15 protein-coding genes are annotated in these 17,000 nt (G+C 47.2%); 9 read left to right on the top strand and 6 right to left on the bottom strand.

The genetic code is table 11. The features are described 5' to 3' along the window. Positions 1-11 precede the first annotated feature (11 nt). A complete protein-coding gene (locus R7Z50_RS21140) occupies positions 12-614 on the top strand; it encodes a thiol:disulfide interchange protein DsbA/DsbL (RefSeq protein ID WP_005379036.1) in 603 nt (200 codons plus the stop codon). 46 nt (positions 615-660) lie between these two features. Here R7Z50_RS21140 and R7Z50_RS21135 read toward each other — a convergent pair whose 3' ends face one another. Next, positions 661-1,539, bottom strand: coding sequence for an acyltransferase (locus R7Z50_RS21135; RefSeq protein ID WP_005379035.1), 879 nt, complete (start codon positions 1,537-1,539; stop codon positions 661-663). A gap of 149 nt (positions 1,540-1,688) precedes the next feature. Here R7Z50_RS21135 and R7Z50_RS21130 point away from each other — a divergent pair, with 149 nt between their 5' ends. Continuing rightward, entirely contained in the window at positions 1,689-2,645 is a 957-nt protein-coding gene (locus R7Z50_RS21130) for a DUF2860 domain-containing protein (protein WP_285400266.1), read from the top strand. A gap of 55 nt (positions 2,646-2,700) precedes the next feature. On the opposite strand, the gene R7Z50_RS21125 is transcribed toward R7Z50_RS21130, so the two are convergent. After that, positions 2,701-4,224, bottom strand: coding sequence for a YifB family Mg chelatase-like AAA ATPase (locus R7Z50_RS21125; RefSeq protein ID WP_115386379.1), 1,524 nt, complete (start codon positions 4,222-4,224; stop codon positions 2,701-2,703). 464 nt (positions 4,225-4,688) lie between these two features. Between R7Z50_RS21125 and ilvG the strand changes: the two genes are divergently transcribed. The 5 genes from ilvG to ilvA are packed head-to-tail and all read left to right on the top strand — an operon-like array spanning position 4,689 to position 10,987. Beyond that, complete coding sequence (ilvG, locus tag R7Z50_RS21120) at positions 4,689-6,335, top strand: acetolactate synthase 2 catalytic subunit (RefSeq protein ID WP_005378960.1); 1,647 nt, start codon at positions 4,689-4,691, stop codon at positions 6,333-6,335. 11 nt (positions 6,336-6,346) lie between these two features. Then, entirely contained in the window at positions 6,347-6,631 is a 285-nt protein-coding gene (gene ilvM, locus R7Z50_RS21115) for an acetolactate synthase 2 small subunit (RefSeq protein WP_005378958.1), read from the top strand. Positions 6,632-6,643: 12 nt separating this feature from the next. Beyond that, complete coding sequence (gene ilvE / locus R7Z50_RS21110) at positions 6,644-7,582, top strand: branched-chain-amino-acid transaminase (RefSeq protein WP_017821566.1); 939 nt, start codon at positions 6,644-6,646, stop codon at positions 7,580-7,582. 13 nt (positions 7,583-7,595) lie between these two features. Further along, positions 7,596-9,437: a dihydroxy-acid dehydratase gene (gene ilvD / locus R7Z50_RS21105; RefSeq protein WP_005383859.1), complete on the top strand. Its 1,842-nt coding sequence runs from the start codon at positions 7,596-7,598 to the stop codon at positions 9,435-9,437. A 2-nt stretch (positions 9,438-9,439) separates the two neighbouring features. Further along, complete coding sequence (gene ilvA, locus R7Z50_RS21100) at positions 9,440-10,987, top strand: threonine ammonia-lyase, biosynthetic (protein ID WP_017635600.1); 1,548 nt, start codon at positions 9,440-9,442, stop codon at positions 10,985-10,987. A 54-nt stretch (positions 10,988-11,041) separates the two neighbouring features. Here the strand turns inward: ilvA and punR are convergent, their stop codons facing one another. Further along, entirely contained in the window at positions 11,042-11,944 is a 903-nt protein-coding gene (gene punR / locus R7Z50_RS21095; RefSeq protein ID WP_318144652.1) for a DNA-binding transcriptional activator PunR, read from the bottom strand. A 152-nt stretch (positions 11,945-12,096) separates the two neighbouring features. Here punR and punC point away from each other — a divergent pair, with 152 nt between their 5' ends. Continuing rightward, on the top strand, positions 12,097-13,302 hold the full coding sequence (gene punC, locus R7Z50_RS21090) for a purine nucleoside transporter PunC (RefSeq protein ID WP_005378946.1): 1,206 nt from the start codon (positions 12,097-12,099) through the stop codon (positions 13,300-13,302). Between the two features lie 44 nt (positions 13,303-13,346). Here punC and R7Z50_RS21085 read toward each other — a convergent pair whose 3' ends face one another. Next, positions 13,347-14,123, bottom strand: coding sequence for a transporter substrate-binding domain-containing protein (locus R7Z50_RS21085; RefSeq protein ID WP_005378944.1), 777 nt, complete (start codon positions 14,121-14,123; stop codon positions 13,347-13,349). Between the two features lie 115 nt (positions 14,124-14,238). On the opposite strand from R7Z50_RS21085, the gene R7Z50_RS21080 reads away from it, so the two are divergent. Then, positions 14,239-14,979: an amino acid ABC transporter permease gene (locus R7Z50_RS21080; RefSeq protein WP_005383852.1), complete on the top strand. Its 741-nt coding sequence runs from the start codon at positions 14,239-14,241 to the stop codon at positions 14,977-14,979. An 80-nt stretch (positions 14,980-15,059) separates the two neighbouring features. On the opposite strand, the gene glmU is transcribed toward R7Z50_RS21080, so the two are convergent. Both glmU and R7Z50_RS21070 read right to left on the bottom strand, forming a co-directional pair. Beyond that, the gene (gene glmU / locus R7Z50_RS21075; protein ID WP_047102566.1) at positions 15,060-16,421 is read right to left on the bottom strand and encodes a bifunctional UDP-N-acetylglucosamine diphosphorylase/glucosamine-1-phosphate N-acetyltransferase GlmU; all 1,362 of its coding nucleotides are present in this window, start codon (positions 16,419-16,421) and stop codon (positions 15,060-15,062) included. Positions 16,422-16,570: 149 nt separating this feature from the next. Beyond that, entirely contained in the window at positions 16,571-16,993 is a 423-nt protein-coding gene (locus R7Z50_RS21070) for a F0F1 ATP synthase subunit epsilon (RefSeq protein WP_005378937.1), read from the bottom strand. Positions 16,994-17,000: the final 7 nt, after the last annotated feature.

Genomic DNA, 17,000 nt, shown 5'->3' with positions numbered 1-17,000 from the left:
GAGATATTTCGATGAAAAAACTGTTCGCACTGTTTTCTATGCTGATGTTAAGCCTGTCGGCACATGCAGCGCAATTCAAAGAAGGTGAACATTACAAAGTATTGGATCTTGAGGCATCAAAAAAACCTCTTGTGACGGAGTTTTTCTCTTTCTACTGCCCGCACTGTAATAGCTTTGAACCAGTTATCCAGCAACTGAAAAAGCAGTTGCCAGAAGGTACTAAGCTATTAAAAAACCACGTTTCTTTCATGGGTGGCAACATGGGCCCATCAATGAGCAAAGCCTACGCAACGATGGTTGCACTAAAAGTGGAAGACAAAATGGTGCCAGTGATGTTTAACCGCATCCACAATCTAAAGAAAGCACCACGTAATGATGAAGAACTTCGTCAAATCTTCCTTGATGAAGGTGTAGACGCGAAAAAATTCGATTCTGCATTCAAAGGCTTCGCGGTTGATTCAATGGTTCGCCGTATGGACAAGCAATTTGAAAACAGCGGTCTAACCGGCGTTCCTGCGGTTATCGTTAACAACAAATACCTAGTTCAAGCACAAAGCATCAAAACGATGGATGAGTACTTCTCTCTGGTGAACTACTTGCTGACACTAAAATAAGCACATCGATATCAATCAAAAGGGGAGCACGTCGCTCCCCTTTTGTTTATTTGTAAATCTCTTGTAGCAACCGATCTTTTTCTTGCCACACATCCCCCAACCATTGCTGAAATTGTCGCTTATAGGGCTTATCGTTGAAGTAATCACCAAGCACTCTTTCATCAACGGGTAACACATTTACACGCACAACCACCTTGCTCATGCGGCCCATCAATAAATCCTTGAACGGTTTATGCGTATTTTCTGGGTACGCCAACGTCACGTCGATAATGCTCTCGAACTGTTCCCCCATCGCCGCTAACGTGTACGCAATCCCGCCCGACTTTGGTTGCAGCAAATATTGATAGTTTGCTTTACTCTTACGCTGCTTTTCTTCGGTAAATCGGGTTCCTTCGACATAGTTAACCACTGTGGTTGGAGTGTGTTTGAATTTAGCGCACGAGCGACGTGTCGTCTCTAAATCTTGACCTCGCTTATGAGGGTTGCGGATCAGATACTCTCGCGAATAGCGACGCATAAATGGCATATCGAGCGCCCAACACGCCATCCCGATGAAAGGCACATACAGCAGTTGTTGCTTGAGGAAAAACTTCGGCATGGGAATACGGTCTTTAAACACGCAGCAAAGCACAACAATATCTGTCCAACTGAGATGGTTACTGATCAGCAGATACCACCCGTCTTTTTTAAGCGCTTCACCGCCCTGAACATCCCACTCAACACGGTTAGATACCGCCAGAATGCACGCATTAACGGTAGCCCATAACCACATCACCTTATTGGCACAAGCGGTCGCTATCGCTTTTAGCTTTACGCCAGGAAGCAATATTTTAAATACAGCGATAACACAAATTGCGAGTGAACAAACCGCAGAATTGAGAATCACAAAAGAAGCGTTAAAAAAAAATAACAAATATGCCAACATGATAGTCAAACAACAGTGATAATGTGTGAAGAATAAAACAGCGTGTAATTATACTGCGCCTTTGCCACATTGGAACATGCGTGGGAATGGTCAGATTTGTTACCGTAACCAATATGTGCACCACTCATTCGACAACAAGGAGATAACGAATGAAACCAAGGCTACTTATCTTGCCTTTGGCCTTTGTCGTCAGTTCTGCTCAGGCTCAACTCGCTGAAACCGCAGGTTTTGGCGGTGAAATTTCGCTGAATGCCGGATTCATATCATCAGAATCCAATTTCAATACAGAAAATAGTAACACCATCGATTCTCTCGATAAGCGTGCCGATAGTGACAGTTCTGTTATCGCTGCACCGCTAGGGAGTGTGACATACACCTTTGGTAGCCGACTCAACCACCAAGTTTACGCCGGTACCACACGCTCAGATGTCGCGGTAGGTACACTCGCTTTTCAGTTGGGCTATCAACACGAGCTACAATCTGGCACCGTGCTCGATGTTTCCTATCTGCCGACGGTACTCAAAGGCGAAACTTGGCGCAACCCTTATCAAGTAGGAACCGCACGTAAAGAGACGGATGTTGACGGCAATGCGTATCGCTTTCAGATCAAAGGGTTAATTGATAAGAACTTCAACCTTGATCTTGCTTATGCTGATAAAGACATCGAGCAGGAGGAAGTGACAGACCGCTCACTTGCTCGCGATGCTAACCTTTACTATGTCAAAGGCGACTATCGCATTCCACTCAACCAAACGTCTATGTTGCAACCCGCTTTCACCTACATCAATCAAGATGCCGACGGTAAAGCGGAGTCATTTGATTCGTACGGATTTGACATTAGCTGGTTTAAATTTATCAACCGCCATCGATTGGCCCTCACAGCGGGTTATGCATGGAAAGACTATCAAGCCGCTAGCCAAACTTTTGCTAAAACACGAAATGACGACACCATCAGCCTATTTGCGGCCTACGAATATCAAAACGTATTTGACTGGCAAGACTGGTCGTTCATTTCTTTAGCCGGCTATAGCCAAACTGACTCGAATATCACGTTTTATGAGGAGAAAGAGTACCTATTGTCGCTTGGTCTCAACTACACCTTCTAACGTCCTTCATCGCAACAAGGTGCTTACAACACTTGTTGCGATGACACTTTGCTGTCTATACCGCTTGCGCCGTAAGCTGTTTCAGTAAACGGTCCATCGCTCGATACCCAAGTGCCTCGGCCAAGTGCGTTCGTTCAATTTGCTCCGCCCCATCCAGATCGGCGATTGTTCGCGCCACTTTGATAATACGATGATACGCACGAATCGAGAGTCCTAAACGGTGCAAAGCGGTTTCAAGAAACTCAGCATCACTCTTATGCAAGGGACAAAACGCCTCAATTTCTCGACTACCTAGCAGTGCATTGACCTTACCACTGCGGTTTAGCATATTGTTACGCGCATGGCTCACACGCGCTTTTACGATAGCAGTCGGCTCACCGCGATCACCTCCTTCTGCTAATGTCCCTTTGGGCAAAGCTGGGATTTCTAAAGACATATCAAAGCGATCTAACAGTGGTCCAGATAATCGACCAAGGTAGCGCAAAATAGCTTGTGGATTGGTGCGTGCTTGATTGCCTTCGTAATATCCTGTCGGGCTTGGGTTCAATGCTCCAACTAATTGGAAGCGAGCCGGAAAGCGTGTTTTACCTTGCGCTCGAGAGATAATGATCTCGCCAGATTCGAGCGGTTCGCGTAACGAGTCTAGAACTTTACGATCAAATTCGGGCATTTCATCGAGAAACAATAACCCGTTGTGGGCTAAAGAGATCTCCCCTGGTCTGGGTACCGAACCACCGCCGACTAATGCCGCCATTGAACTTGAATGATGCGGAGAACGAAACGGACGCGACTTCCAGTTATGCTCATTAATTTCACTCTGAGTCAACGATGCCACCGAAGCGGTTTCCATTGCTTCTTCGTCACTCATTTCCGGTAATAAGTCACACAAACGCGAAGCCAACATCGTTTTTCCAGTACCTGGCGGGCCAAGGAAAAGTAAGTTGTGGTTTCCAGCGGCAGCAATCTCCAGTGCTCGCTTACCTTGTTGTTGGCCAATAATATCTTGTAAGTCTCGACCATGTTTTTCGATCGTTTTTCGCTTAGGCGTTTGAAAAAGATTCAGTCGATGTTGACCACAAAGCTCGGCACATACTTCCAGTAATGATTGGGCCGATTTATGTTGTTCCTTCCCCACTAGCGCCGCCTGATCGCCATTCACATGTGGGACGACCAAATGACGTTGAATCTTACTGGCTTCCAGCGCAGCAGGCAGCACACCTTTTACAGGTCTTAGACCACCAGATAGCGCCAACTCACCAACAAATTCGTAGTTTTTGAGCTTATCTGTCGCGATTTGATCCGAAGCGGCCAAAATTCCCAATGCAATAGGAAGATCAAAACGTCCTCCCTCCTTGGGTAGATCTGCCGGAGCCAAGTTCACGGTGATCCGCTTAGCAGGAAATTGAAAGTTAGAATTAATGATCGCACTGCGTACGCGATCTTTGGACTCTTTTACCGTTGTCTCTGGCAAGCCTACTAAGGTAAACCCTGGCATGCCGTTGCTGATATGAACTTCTACACTAACCGATGGCGCTTGCACCCCGACGCTTGCTCGACTATGAATGATTGCCAGCCCCATACGTTCCTCAATTTTTTGAACACTCTGTAAACAAATGTTTTATCTAGTTGGTTATGTTATATACCGCGTCCCAATTGAGAGTTAATGTGAAAAAAGAATGACTTTTTGCTTGTCATGCAGCGGAATTGTGTGATACCACTAATGACGCAAACAATTTCGTAGAACATTACACAACATTTTTTAACGAAAAAAGAACGACAGACAGATGAACCTTTTCGCTCATATCAACGCACTGCTAGCCCTGATTATCGTGGTCATTATTGGCACCGCGCGGGGTATTGTGGGCGAAAGGTAACCACAAATTACAAAAAACCCCCGCACTGAAAAGTCCGGGGGTTTTTTTACAACTACAAGTTGTCATCTGTCTAACCCTCGGACAGTTTAACGGGAAGAATGGGAGTGCACATGAAGTGCAATAAATATGGCAATCGCTACGAGCCACAACGTAGCAAAGGAGGTTTACGATGACTGGTGCACAACTTGTCGTAGCCGCTTTAAGACAGCAAGGCATCGAAACCGTTTTTGGCTACCCCGGCGGGGCCATCATGCCAATCTATGATGCTTTGTATGACGGTGGGGTGGAACACATCCTATGCCGTCACGAGCAAGGGGCCGCTATGGCAGCTATCGGGATGGCTCGTTCCACTCAAGACGTTGCTGTGTGCATGGCAACTTCCGGCCCAGGAGCCACTAACCTTGTTACCGGCCTTGCCGACGCTTTCCTTGACTCCGTACCTCTAGTTGCCATCACAGGCCAGGTTGCTAGCTCTCATATCGGTACCGATGCATTCCAAGAAATGGATGTGATCGGAATGTCCCTAGCCTGTACTAAGCACAGCTATCTCGTGACTGAAATTGAAGATCTAGCTCCGACACTTGCCGAAGCCTTTGAGGTCGCAAAAACCGGTCGTCCGGGTCCTGTCATTGTCGATATCGCCAAAGACGTTCAACTCGCTCAAGCACCTACAGACCTTCTTCCTCCATACATAGCACCAGCAATCGAAGATGTCAGCGCTGAAGATATCAAACGTGCGCAAGATGTGCTGGCAGCATCTACTCGCCCAGTGTTGTATGTTGGTGGTGGCGTGCAACTTGCGAAAGCAACCGATGCAGTACGCGAATTTCTTCGCTTAAACCCAATGCCTGCAGTTAGCACATTAAAAGGCCTCGGTACCATTGAACGCCATGATCCTCACTATCTTGGTATGTTGGGTATGCACGGCACCAAAGCCGCTAACCTAGTGGTTCAAGAAGCCGATCTATTGATCGTGGTTGGCGCGCGCTTTGATGACCGTGTGACGGGTAAGCTCGACACGTTTGCACCAAATGCGAAAGTGATTCATATCGACATTGATGCTGCGGAGATTCATAAACTGCGCCACGCCAACGCACCATTACGTGGCGACATCAACACCATTCTTCCTCAGCTAGAGCTGACTCAAGATATCTCACCGTGGGTTCATCACAGTGAAAGTCTGCGCAGCGGCTTTAAGTGGCGTTACGACCACCCGGGCGAGTTAATCTACGCACCGCTATTGCTTAAACAGCTGTCTGACATGATGCCAGATAGCTCAATTGTCTCGACCGACGTCGGTCAGCACCAGATGTGGGCAGCGCAACATATCCAGCCACGCGAACCACAAAATTTCATCACTTCTGCTGGCCTTGGCACCATGGGCTTTGGCTTGCCAGCGGCGATGGGTGCTGCAGTCGCACGTCCTGATGATCAGTCTATCCTTATTACAGGTGACGGTTCATTTATGATGAACGTTCAGGAATTGGGCACGCTGAAGCGTCGTCAGATTCCAGTGAAGATTGTCCTTCTTAATAACCAACGTCTTGGCATGGTTCGCCAATGGCAGTCATTGTTCTTTGACGGTCGCCACAGTGAAACCATTCTTGATGACAACCCAGATTTCGTGATGTTAGCAAAAGCGTTCGATATCCCGGGCAAAACCATCACCAAGAAAGAAGAAGTCGAACCTGCTCTCAAAGAGATGCTAGCGAGTGAAACTTCTTACATGCTTCACGTTTTGATTGATGAAGAAGAAAACGTGTGGCCATTGGTGCCACCTGGCGCATCAAACAGTGATATGTTGGAAAATACATAGGAGACAATCGCATGGACAGATATTTACTCGACATCAAAGCCGATGACAAACCGGTACTGTTGGAGCGCGTTCTACGTGTGATTCGTCACCGAGGCTTCGTGATCAAACAAGTCGCTGCTACGCAAAACCACGAAAGCAAAGTAGCCAGCGTCGAGATCATCGTCGACAGCGATCGACCAATCTCGTTTTTGATCAATCAAATAGAGAAGTTGTGGGACGTTCGTAAGGTTGAGGTGCTAAAAATCCGCAACGATGAACTGCCAAATCACAACTTACAACAACACGTAAGTGCATAAGGAAGGCAACAAATGGCAACGAAAACTGCAGATTTCATTTGGTTTAATGGTGAGATGGTTCCATGGGCAGAGGCGAACGTTCACGTTCTGACTCACGCAATGCACTATGGTACATCCGTGTTTGAAGGCGTGCGCTGTTACAACACACCAAAAGGCCCAATTGTCTTCCGTCACCGTGAGCATGCACAACGTCTAAAAGATTCTGCCAAGATTTACCGCTTTCCGATCCCTTTCTCTGTAGAAGAAATCATGGAAGCGACCCGCGAAACACTGCGCCAAAACAAACTCGACAGCGCTTACATTCGTCCATTGGGTTTTGTCGGTAATGTTGGCTTAGGCGTATGTCCACCAGTTGGCACTGAGATGGATCTAATCATTGCAGCATTTCCTTGGGGCTCTTACTTAGGCGAAGAAGCGCTAGAAAAAGGTGTCGATGCGATGATTTCAAGCTGGAACCGCGCTGCGCCAAACACCATCCCAACTGCAGCTAAAGCAGGCGGTAACTACCTATCTTCACTACTGGTTGGTGGTGAAGCGCGTCGTCACGGTTACGACGAAGGTATTGCGCTAAGCGTAGATGGTTACCTATCGGAAGGGGCTGGTGAAAACATCTTCGTTATCAAAGATGGCGTAATCACCACACCACCAGCAACTAGCGCGATTCTACCGGGCATCACTCGCGACTCGATCATGACAATTGCACGCGATAAAGGCTACGAAGTCCGTGAAGCGAACATTGCTCGTGAAGCCCTTTACCTTGCGGATGAAGTATTCATGACCGGTACCGCAGCAGAAGTTGTGCCTGTGGCAACCATCGACAAGATTGAAGTGGGCACTGGTAAGCGCGGCCCTATCACTAAAGAACTACAAGCAGCCTACTTTGGCCTATTTGACGGCACCACGGAAGATAAGTGGGGCTGGTTAGACTATGTGTACCCAGAACAGAAGTAAGAAGGATTAGGAAATGCCAAAATATAGATCAGCTACCACCACACATGGTCGTAACATGGCGGGTGCACGAGCACTGTGGCGTGCAACGGGTGTGAAAGAAGAAGACTTCGGTAAACCAATCATCGCCGTTGTAAACTCGTTTACTCAATTTGTTCCGGGTCACGTACACCTGAAAGACATGGGCCAGCTTGTAGCGCGTGAAATCGAAAAAGCCGGCGGCATCGCAAAAGAATTCAACACCATCGCGGTTGATGATGGTATCGCAATGGGTCACGGCGGCATGCTGTACTCACTGCCTTCACGCGAACTGATCGCAGACTCTGTGGAGTACATGGTCAACGCGCACTGTGCCGATGCCATGGTATGTATCTCTAACTGTGACAAAATCACTCCGGGAATGTTGATGGCATCTATGCGTCTCAACATCCCGGTTATCTTTGTTTCTGGTGGTCCAATGGAAGCGGGTAAAACCAAGCTTTCTGATCAGATCATCAAACTAGACCTTGTAGATGCGATGATCCAAGGCGCGGATCCAAAAGTGTCTGATGAGCAAAGCGAGCAGATCGAACGCAGCGCATGTCCAACGTGTGGATCGTGTTCAGGCATGTTCACTGCAAACTCAATGAACTGTCTAACGGAAGCACTGGGTCTTTCTCAACCAGGCAACGGTTCTATGCTGGCAACGCACGCTGACCGTGAACAACTGTTCCTTAATGCAGGCCGTCGTATCGTTGAACTGACTCGTCGTTACTACGAGCAAGATGACGAATCAGCACTGCCGCGCAACATCGCTACGTTTGATGCGTTCGAAAACGCAATGGCATTGGACATCGCAATGGGCGGTTCAACCAACACCATTCTGCACCTACTTGCCGCGGCGCAAGAAGGTGAAGTGGATTTCGATATGGAAGATATCGATCGCCTATCACGTCAAGTACCACACCTATGTAAAGTGGCACCATCTACCCAGAAATATCACATGGAAGACGTACACCGCGCAGGTGGCGTCATGGCGATTCTTGGTGAGTTAGATCGTGCAGGTCTTCTACACAATGATGCGCGCACCGTGCTTGGCCTTTCGATGAAAGAGCAGCTGGCGAAATACGACATCATCCAAACTGAAGACGAAGAAGTACTTAAGTTCTACCGCGCAGGTCCTGCGGGTATTCGTACTACTCAAGCGTTCTCACAAGATTGCCGCTGGGATCGCCTTGATGACGACCGTGCGGAAGGCTGTATTCGTACTATCGATCATGCCTTTAGCCAAGAAGGTGGCCTAGCCGTTCTATCAGGCAACATCGCATTAGATGGTTGTATCGTTAAGACTGCTGGTGTGGATGAGAGCATTCATAAATTCACTGGCCCAGCCGTAGTTTTCGAAAGCCAAGAAGACGCCGTAGAAGGCATCTTAGGCGGCAAAGTAAAAGCTGGCGACGTGGTTGTTATCCGTTACGAAGGCCCTAAAGGTGGTCCGGGCATGCAAGAAATGCTTTACCCAACCACTTATCTAAAATCGATGGGCCTTGGCAAAGAGTGTGCACTTCTGACTGACGGCCGTTTCTCTGGCGGCACATCAGGTCTTTCTATCGGCCACGCCTCTCCTGAAGCAGCAAACGGCGGTGCAATTGGCCTGGTAAAAGAAGGCGATATGATCGCAATTGATATTCCAAACCGTTCAATTTCACTCCAAGTGTCTGAACAAGAACTTGCTGAGCGCCGTGCAAAACAAGACGAACTAGGCTGGAAACCAGTTGACCGCCAACGTGAAGTTTCATTTGCACTCAAAGCGTACGCGAGTATGGCAACCAGTGCTGACAAGGGTGCAGTACGAGACAAGTCGAAGCTAGAGGGCTAGCAATGATGGAAGCTCAACCCGAAAAACAAGTGAACCAAACTGGCGCAGATTATCTGCGCCAAATCCTTCGCGCACCTGTTTATGAAGTAGCAACAGTGACGCCACTGCAAGAAATGCCTCGTTTATCTGCACGTATCGGGAATAACGTGCAGATCAAGCGTGAAGATCGCCAACCCGTACACTCGTTCAAATTGCGCGGTGCATACAACATGGTGGCGAGTTTATCTGAAGCACAAAAAGCCGCTGGTGTCATTGCAGCATCGGCAGGTAACCACGCTCAAGGCATGGCGCTCTCTGGTACTAAGCTAGGCATCAAAACCACCATCGTGATGCCTAAAACCACACCAGACATCAAAGTCGATGCGGTACGTGGCTTCGGTGGCAATGTAGTGCTGCACGGCAGCAACTTTGATGAGGCAAAAGCGGAAGCGGAACGCCTTTCTGATCTGCATGGGTACACATTTGTCCCTCCTTTCGATCACCCACTGGTGATTGCAGGTCAAGGCACCATCGGCATGGAAATGCTGCAGCAAAATGGTCACCTTGATTACATTTTCGTCCCTGTCGGTGGTGGCGGTTTGGCTGCGGGTGTTGCGGTACTTGTGAAGCAGCTCATGCCAGAAATCAAAGTGATTGCAGTTGAGCCAGAAGATTCGTCATGCCTCAAAGCTGCTTTGGATGCTGGTGAGCCAGTAGTACTAGACCAAGTCAGCATGTTTGCCGATGGCGTCGCTGTAAAACGCATTGGCGAAGAGACTTTCCGTCTATGCCAAAAGTACATTGATGGCCATATTGCCGTCTCTAGCGATGAAATCTGCGCAGCAGTAAAAGACATCTTTGAAGACACCCGTGCGATTGCAGAGCCTTCTGGCGCGCTTGCTCTGGCGGGTTTGAAGAAGTTTGCTGAGCAAAACAAACTGCAAGGTAAGAATTTAGGTACTGTGCTGTCTGGTGCCAACACTAACTTCCATGGCTTACGTTATGTTTCTGAGCGTTGCGAGCTTGGTGAGAAACGTGAAGGTTTGCTTGCCGTCACCATTCCTGAGCGTCAAGGTGCCTTCTTTGAGTTCTGTAACCTCATTGGCGGCCGCGCCGTAACGGAGTTTAACTACCGCTACAACGATGACGCATTGGCAAATATCTTTGTCGGTGTGCGTTTGCAAGGCGGTCAGGAAGAGCTAGAACATATCATTCACGACTTACGTGATGGTGGCTACCCAGTGGTTGATTTGTCTGATGATGAAATGGCGAAGCTGCACGTGCGCTACATGATTGGTGGTAAGCCGTCTAAGCCGCTTAAAGAGCGCCTCTACAGCTTTGAATTCCCAGAATATCCGGGAGCGCTACTCAAGTTCTTAAGCACACTCGGTACTCATTGGAATATCAGCTTGTTCAACTACCGTAACCACGGCGCTGACTACGGACGTGTTTTATGTGGTTTCGAGTTAGATGAAAGCGATTTAGCTCAGTTTTCTGCACATTTACGTGAACTTGGCTATCAATGCAAAGACGAGACAGACAACCCATCGTATAAGTTTTTCTTGTCATAAAACGCCACATTTTAAACATATCAATGAAAACACCTCGCTAATGCGAGGTGTTTTTTATGACTGTAACCAATCTTTATGTAGCTGATTAGGCGACCCAAGATAGTCCACCATCCACTGGATCAATTTATGATTATCATCTTTGCGCCATACTAAGCAGCAGTGACTGAGCGGTTTATCATCCGGCATGACCTTCTCCACCAGCACACCATCATTGATTAAGGGTGTTGCAATATGACGTGGCATGTAACCCACGCCCACCCCATTTTTTAAACATTCAATCGCACTATACCAATTGGGCAATAATAATCGGCGCTGTTGCGGATAATGGCCAGTATGGCGTTTTGGCAGCACGTTCGAAGTATCATCAAGACAGATCGCCGGAAATTGACTCACAAACACTTCAGTAAGCACTTGTTGTCGAACGCAAGGATGAGCGGGTGACATTACAAATGCCCAATCTAATACGCCCATATCTTTGACTTCAAAATCTCCCCCAACGGGAACCGCAGATGTCGCGCCAACGACAATGTCGGCTCGACCTTGTGCTATGGCTTCCCAAGAACCATTGAAGACCTCCATATTGATCTGCAATTCAGCAAATTCAAACTCGCGATAGAAATCTTCCACCAAAGGTTTGAGTTTTTCTAACTTCACCACGTTATCTAAGGTCAGCTTTAACGTGCTTTTCCATCCTTGAGCCGCTCGCCGCGTTTGTGCTTTCACCTCTTCCATTTGACGCAGCAAAGAGCGCGCCTCGGCCATAAAAAGTTCACCCGCTGGAGTTAGCTCGACTTTCCTTGGTAAACGTCGAAACAGCACCACATCTAAATCTTGCTCGACCTGCCTTACTCCATAGCTGATGGCTGAGGGGACTTTATGCAATACCTCAGCCGCAGCGGTGAAACTGCCTAAACGGGCAACCGTATCCAGCATTTCCAAAGACGCTTTAGAGAACATGATTTAACCTTTCAAAAAATTTGATTGATAACCAACAATTTTAGCGTTTTATTTTCTCAAAATCGAAAAATAGAATAATAAGGTAAATAAATCACGGTTGGCGCCAACTGATGTTGATTAAAAAATGATTAAATAATTTGACTGGTTGAATCATGAAAATCTCAAAACTACAGCTCATTTATCTGGCAGCATTATCGATGCTTGGCTTCGTTGCTACCGATATGTATCTGCCAGCATTCAAAGCGATGGAAATCGACTTTGCAACAGGCCCTGAGCAAATTGCGCTCTCTTTAACGGTATTCCTCGTTGGTATGGCGATTGGCCAGCTAATGTGGGGATTGGCATCCGATAAATTTGGCCATCGTAATACACTCGCAGCCGGGTTGGTGCTATTTACTATCGCGTCATTCGGTTTGGCTTTCTGTGATCAAGTATGGCAACTACTCACACTGCGCTTTATCCAAGCTATCGGTGTGTGTGCACCAGCCGTGATCTGGCAGGCTATGGTCATTAAACGCTACTCAAGCAGTAGCCAACAAATTTTTGCGACAATCATGCCACTCGTCGCGCTATCACCAGCACTAGCACCTCAATTAGGGGTTGTGTTGGCAGATAACTTCGGCTGGCACAGTATCTTTATTACGCTAACACTGGTTGGTGTCTTTTTGGTCTTTGCGACCATGGCCCAAAAAGACGAGAAAGCAGAAATCAAACAAACCAGTATGTCTGCCGACATCAAAGCGCTGCTGAGTTCTAAAAAATACCTTGGCAACGTGTTTATGTTTGCGACGGCTTCGGCTGCATTCTTTGCTTACCTAACTGGGATGCCAGAAATCATGGCGCAACTGGGCTACGAAGCAAAAGATATTGGTTTGAGCTTTATCCCACAAACCATCGCGTTTATGGCTGGTGGCTACTTAGGTAAAGTAGGCGTTCGAAAATTTGGTGATGAAAAGGTTCTGCGCCAACTGATTGGCCTATTTAGTGTCGCGGCATTAATGATTTTCATTGCTTCACAGTGGGAGCTGTCATCGATTTGGCCTATTCTTGCGCCATTCTGTTTGATTGCCGTTGCTAACGGCGCGCTGTACCCAATAGTGGTAAACCGTGCACTGGCCAGCGCACAACAGAGCCCTGCAACAGCAGCAGGTCTGCAAAACAGCCTGCAAATCTGTGTAAGTAGCTTCTCAAGTGCATTGGTAGCCGCAATGGCAAGCCAAGCTCAGATGGTTACTGGCATCGCAATCATCATCTGTATGGGTGGGCTGTGGATGGGATACATTCTGTCGAATCGCGAATTATCCAAGCACTTTACGACTCCTGACAACGCCCGAGTCGTGAGTGAAGACGAACTTTAATCGTTCAGATAATAAAAAGAGCCGCGCAATGCGGCTCTTTCTGTTTATAAGCTTTTCAACCCCCACTTCTTGGCAGTCTGCTTAAAAAAGCCTTGAGTCTTTTTCAACTCTACCCAGTGATTGATGTAATTAATCCATACTTGATCGTCTTGCGGCAACAACATAGCAATTGGGGTTGGTTTACGCGGTGCGGTCACTGGCACTATCGCCAACTGTTTAAACTTATCCACCAACGTCGCTGCTTCCACATTGGACGTCACCGATACATCGGCCCTGCGAGCTAGTAGTTCTTGGAAGTCGCGCGCTGGCGCTTCAATAACAATATGCTGAGCAGACGGGAAGAACTCTTTCACCATTTTTTCTTGTACCGTACCTAACGTCGCCGCGACTTTTACTTCTGGTTTATTAAAATCCGCCCAATCAGAGAATTTGGCGAGATCTTTCTTTTGCACCACAGGTACAAAGGCAAGGTAGAAATATGGCTGGCTGTATCCAGCTACTTTCGCGCGCGACATGTTCAGAGATGCGCTGCCAGTAATATCGTATTTGTTGGCGGTAATGCCATTAACTAGCGTCTTCCAATCCGTGGGAACATACTCCACTTTTACACCGAGATCTTTAGCAAGTTCTGTTGTTACATCGATATCGAAGCCACGATAACTGTTTGTCGCGGGGTCTTTCATCGTCATCGGATTCCAATCTCCCGTCGTTCCAACTCGGAGTACGCCATTGTCTAAAATAGATTGAAGACGGCTTTCAGCGTGAGCGACTTGAGTCGCAGCAAGCAAACACATTCCTAGCACTAGTAAAATCTTTCTCATTTTTATTCCCTTAAAAATAATGACCTTATACGGTTTAATAATTAACCTTTATTAGAGCTCTACTGATAACATAGCAGTAACAAAGGAAGTTTTTTAGTTAATTCAGGGAGTAAATGTGACGTTTCGAACTCTATGGCTGTTTTCACTGCTATTACTCACTGGTTGTTCAGATTATCAATGGGGCTGGTATGTACTTGACCCTTCGACGGATCAAGGGCTCACCAATCTAAAGTTTTTAATCGCTGGGTTTAATGACACCATTCAGGTATCACTCCTCAGTATGTTATTTGCGATGAGCTTGGGCCTGATCGTTGCGTTACCCGCTCTGTCGGACTCTGCCTCTCTGAAGTGGATAAACCGTATTTATGTCGAGGTGATCCGTTCAGTGCCAGTTTTAGTCTTACTACTTTGGGTGTATTACGGCATGCCTACACTATTGGATGTCTCACTCAATCACTTTTGGGCGGGTGTTATTGCACTGACTATCGCTGAGAGTGCGTTTATGGCGGAAGTGTTTCGCGGTGGGATACAAGCTATCAGCCGTGGCCAACATGAAGCGGCTGAATCTTTGGGCTTAAGCTATTGGCAAAAGATGCGCCTGGTAATTCTTCCCCAAGCATTTCGGCAAATTCTCCCACCACTGGGCAATCAATTTGTCTACATTCTCAAGATGAGTTCTTTAGTCAGCGTGATTGGTTTAAGCGATCTCACTCGCCGTGCTAATGAGCTGGTGGTGAATGAGTACTTACCCTTAGAGATTTATACCTTCCTCGTTTTGGAGTACTTGTTGCTCATCCTATTTGTATCTCAAGCCGTTCGTTGGCTCGAAAAACGTATTGCCATTCCTAGCTACTAGCGATGAAGCCTTAGCTAGAAACAACAAAGCCGCTCTTGTTGAGCGGCTTTGACAATATAGAGACAGAGTGTAGGTAATGCTTATTTCTGTTTTACAGGACGCTGCCAGCCAGTAATTTTGCGCTCTTTGACGCGAGTAATTACTAACTCACCTTCTTCAACATCTTTTGTTAGTGTCGTGCCTGCACCGATGGTTGCGCCATCAGCGATAGTGACAGGCGCCACCAGCTGGCTATCAGAACCAACAAAAACATCATTACCGATGATGGTTTTAAACTTGTTCGCACCATCGTAGTTACAAGTGATAGTACCTGCGCCGATGTTAGTACGTTGACCGATCTCTGCATCACCTAAGTAAGTTAGGTGGTTCGCTTTTGAACCTTCTCCGATGCGCGCATTTTTCACTTCAACGAAGTTACCCACATGGGAATCGTTACGCATTTCAGCACCAGGACGAAGGCGAGTAAATGGACCAACCGTACATTCTTCACCAACCGTTGCACCTTCAATCACACTGTAAGGGCGAACGATGGTGTTGTCGTCGATTTCACAATCTTTCAGTACACAACCCGCACCGATAACCACGTTATCACCCAGTGAAACTTTACCTTCGACGATAACGTTCACGTCGATTTCACAGTCCATACCGCACTGTAACTCACCACGCAAATCAAAGCGTGCTGGATCGCGTAGCATGACACCTTGCTCTAGTAGCTTCTGAGCTTGCATTGACTGGAAAGCACGCTCTAGACGAGCAAGCTGTGCGCGGTCATTGACCCCTTCCACCTCAATGGCATTGACTGGGTGTACTGCCTCAACGGCACGACCTTCATCGTGTGCAGCTGCAATAACGTCAGTTAGGTAGTATTCGCCTTGTGCGTTGTTGTTGTTTAAGCCAGACAACCAACGCTTAAGATCCCCACCAGTCGCAACCATCACGCCAGTGTTGATCTCTTTAATTTGTTTTTGTTCTTCTGTTGCATCTTTTTGCTCAACGATCGCCACAACAGGACCATTCTTACGGATAATACGACCGTAGCCTGTCGGGTTATCTAGAATCACTGTTAGTAGTGCAATACCGCCTGTTGGCTGTGCATCTAATAGGTTTTCAATCGTTTCAGCTGAAATCAGTGGAACATCACCGTAAAGCACCAGTACTTTTTCATCGTCTTCAAACTTCGGAGACGCTTGATCAACCGCATGACCTGTCCCTAACTGCTCCGCTTGAAGCACCCAATTTACAGGCTCTTCTGCAAGAGTGGTTTGCATTTGATCACCACCGTGGCCAAAGACCAAGTGGATATTTTGTGCACCTAGACCTGTACATGTATCAATCACATGTTTTGCCATTGGCTTACCTGCCAAAGTGTGTAGCACCTTAGGCATGTTCGAATGCATACGGGTACCTTTACCCGCTGCAAGAATCACAGCACTGAATTTCATTGATAACCTATTGACGTTTTATGTTAATTGGCCGTTATTTTAAACAGCTCTTTTAAAATAGTTAATGGAGTAAGGTAAATTTCCAACTAAAATTAATCAAAAAGGCGACCAATTGGCCGCCTTTTTTCATGCAACGTTGCTAATTGAGCTTAGCGACGCTTTTTTGTCAGCTCGATAACTCGTAGCTGAGCAATGGCTTTAGCCAGTTCACTGGCCGCTTGTGCGAAGTCCATGTCACCATGCTGATTCTGGATTTGCTCCTCAGCGCGGCGTTTGGCTTCTTCTGCCTTCGCTGCGTCTAGCTCTTCACCACGGATAGCTGTATCAGCTAGTACAGTCGCTGTACCAGGCTGAATCTCTACCATACCACCAGAAACATAAATAATTTCTTCGTGGCCGTGCTGTTTCACAATACGCACCATACCAGGCTTGATAGCGGTCAGCAGCGGTGTGTGACCATGGAAAATACCAAGTTCACCTTCGCTACCGGTCACCTGAAACGTTTCAACACGACCAGAGAAGATTTTCTTCTCAGCGCTTACTACGTCTAGGTGAAAGGTTATTGCTGCCATATCGCCT

The sequence above is a fragment of the Vibrio sp. 1249-1 genome, from assembly GCF_033340495.1.
Note: the sequence above shows the minus strand (reverse complement) of the source record. Positions and strands in the feature narration are given on the sequence as shown.

What these genes read in the sequence shown, in the direction of transcription:
- R7Z50_RS21140 (WP_005379036.1), top strand. Translation starts at nt 12, where the DNA reads ATGAAAAAACTGTTCGCACTGTTTTCTATGCTGATGTTAAGCCTGTCG.
- R7Z50_RS21135 (WP_005379035.1), bottom strand. Translation starts at nt 1,539, where the DNA reads ATGTTGGCATATTTGTTATTTTTTTTTAACGCTTCTTTTGTGATTCTC.
- R7Z50_RS21130 (WP_285400266.1), top strand. Translation starts at nt 1,689, where the DNA reads ATGAAACCAAGGCTACTTATCTTGCCTTTGGCCTTTGTCGTCAGTTCT.
- R7Z50_RS21125 (WP_115386379.1), bottom strand. Translation starts at nt 4,224, where the DNA reads ATGGGGCTGGCAATCATTCATAGTCGAGCAAGCGTCGGGGTGCAAGCG.
- ilvG (WP_005378960.1), top strand. Translation starts at nt 4,689, where the DNA reads ATGACTGGTGCACAACTTGTCGTAGCCGCTTTAAGACAGCAAGGCATC.
- ilvM (WP_005378958.1), top strand. Translation starts at nt 6,347, where the DNA reads ATGGACAGATATTTACTCGACATCAAAGCCGATGACAAACCGGTACTG.
- ilvE (WP_017821566.1), top strand. Translation starts at nt 6,644, where the DNA reads ATGGCAACGAAAACTGCAGATTTCATTTGGTTTAATGGTGAGATGGTT.
- ilvD (WP_005383859.1), top strand. Translation starts at nt 7,596, where the DNA reads ATGCCAAAATATAGATCAGCTACCACCACACATGGTCGTAACATGGCG.
- ilvA (WP_017635600.1), top strand. Translation starts at nt 9,440, where the DNA reads ATGATGGAAGCTCAACCCGAAAAACAAGTGAACCAAACTGGCGCAGAT.
- punR (WP_318144652.1), bottom strand. Translation starts at nt 11,944, where the DNA reads ATGTTCTCTAAAGCGTCTTTGGAAATGCTGGATACGGTTGCCCGTTTA.
- punC (WP_005378946.1), top strand. Translation starts at nt 12,097, where the DNA reads ATGAAAATCTCAAAACTACAGCTCATTTATCTGGCAGCATTATCGATG.
- R7Z50_RS21085 (WP_005378944.1), bottom strand. Translation starts at nt 14,123, where the DNA reads ATGAGAAAGATTTTACTAGTGCTAGGAATGTGTTTGCTTGCTGCGACT.
- glmU (WP_047102566.1), bottom strand. Translation starts at nt 16,421, where the DNA reads ATGAAATTCAGTGCTGTGATTCTTGCAGCGGGTAAAGGTACCCGTATG.
- R7Z50_RS21070 (WP_005378937.1), bottom strand. Translation starts at nt 16,993, where the DNA reads ATGGCAGCAATAACCTTTCACCTAGACGTAGTAAGCGCTGAGAAGAAA.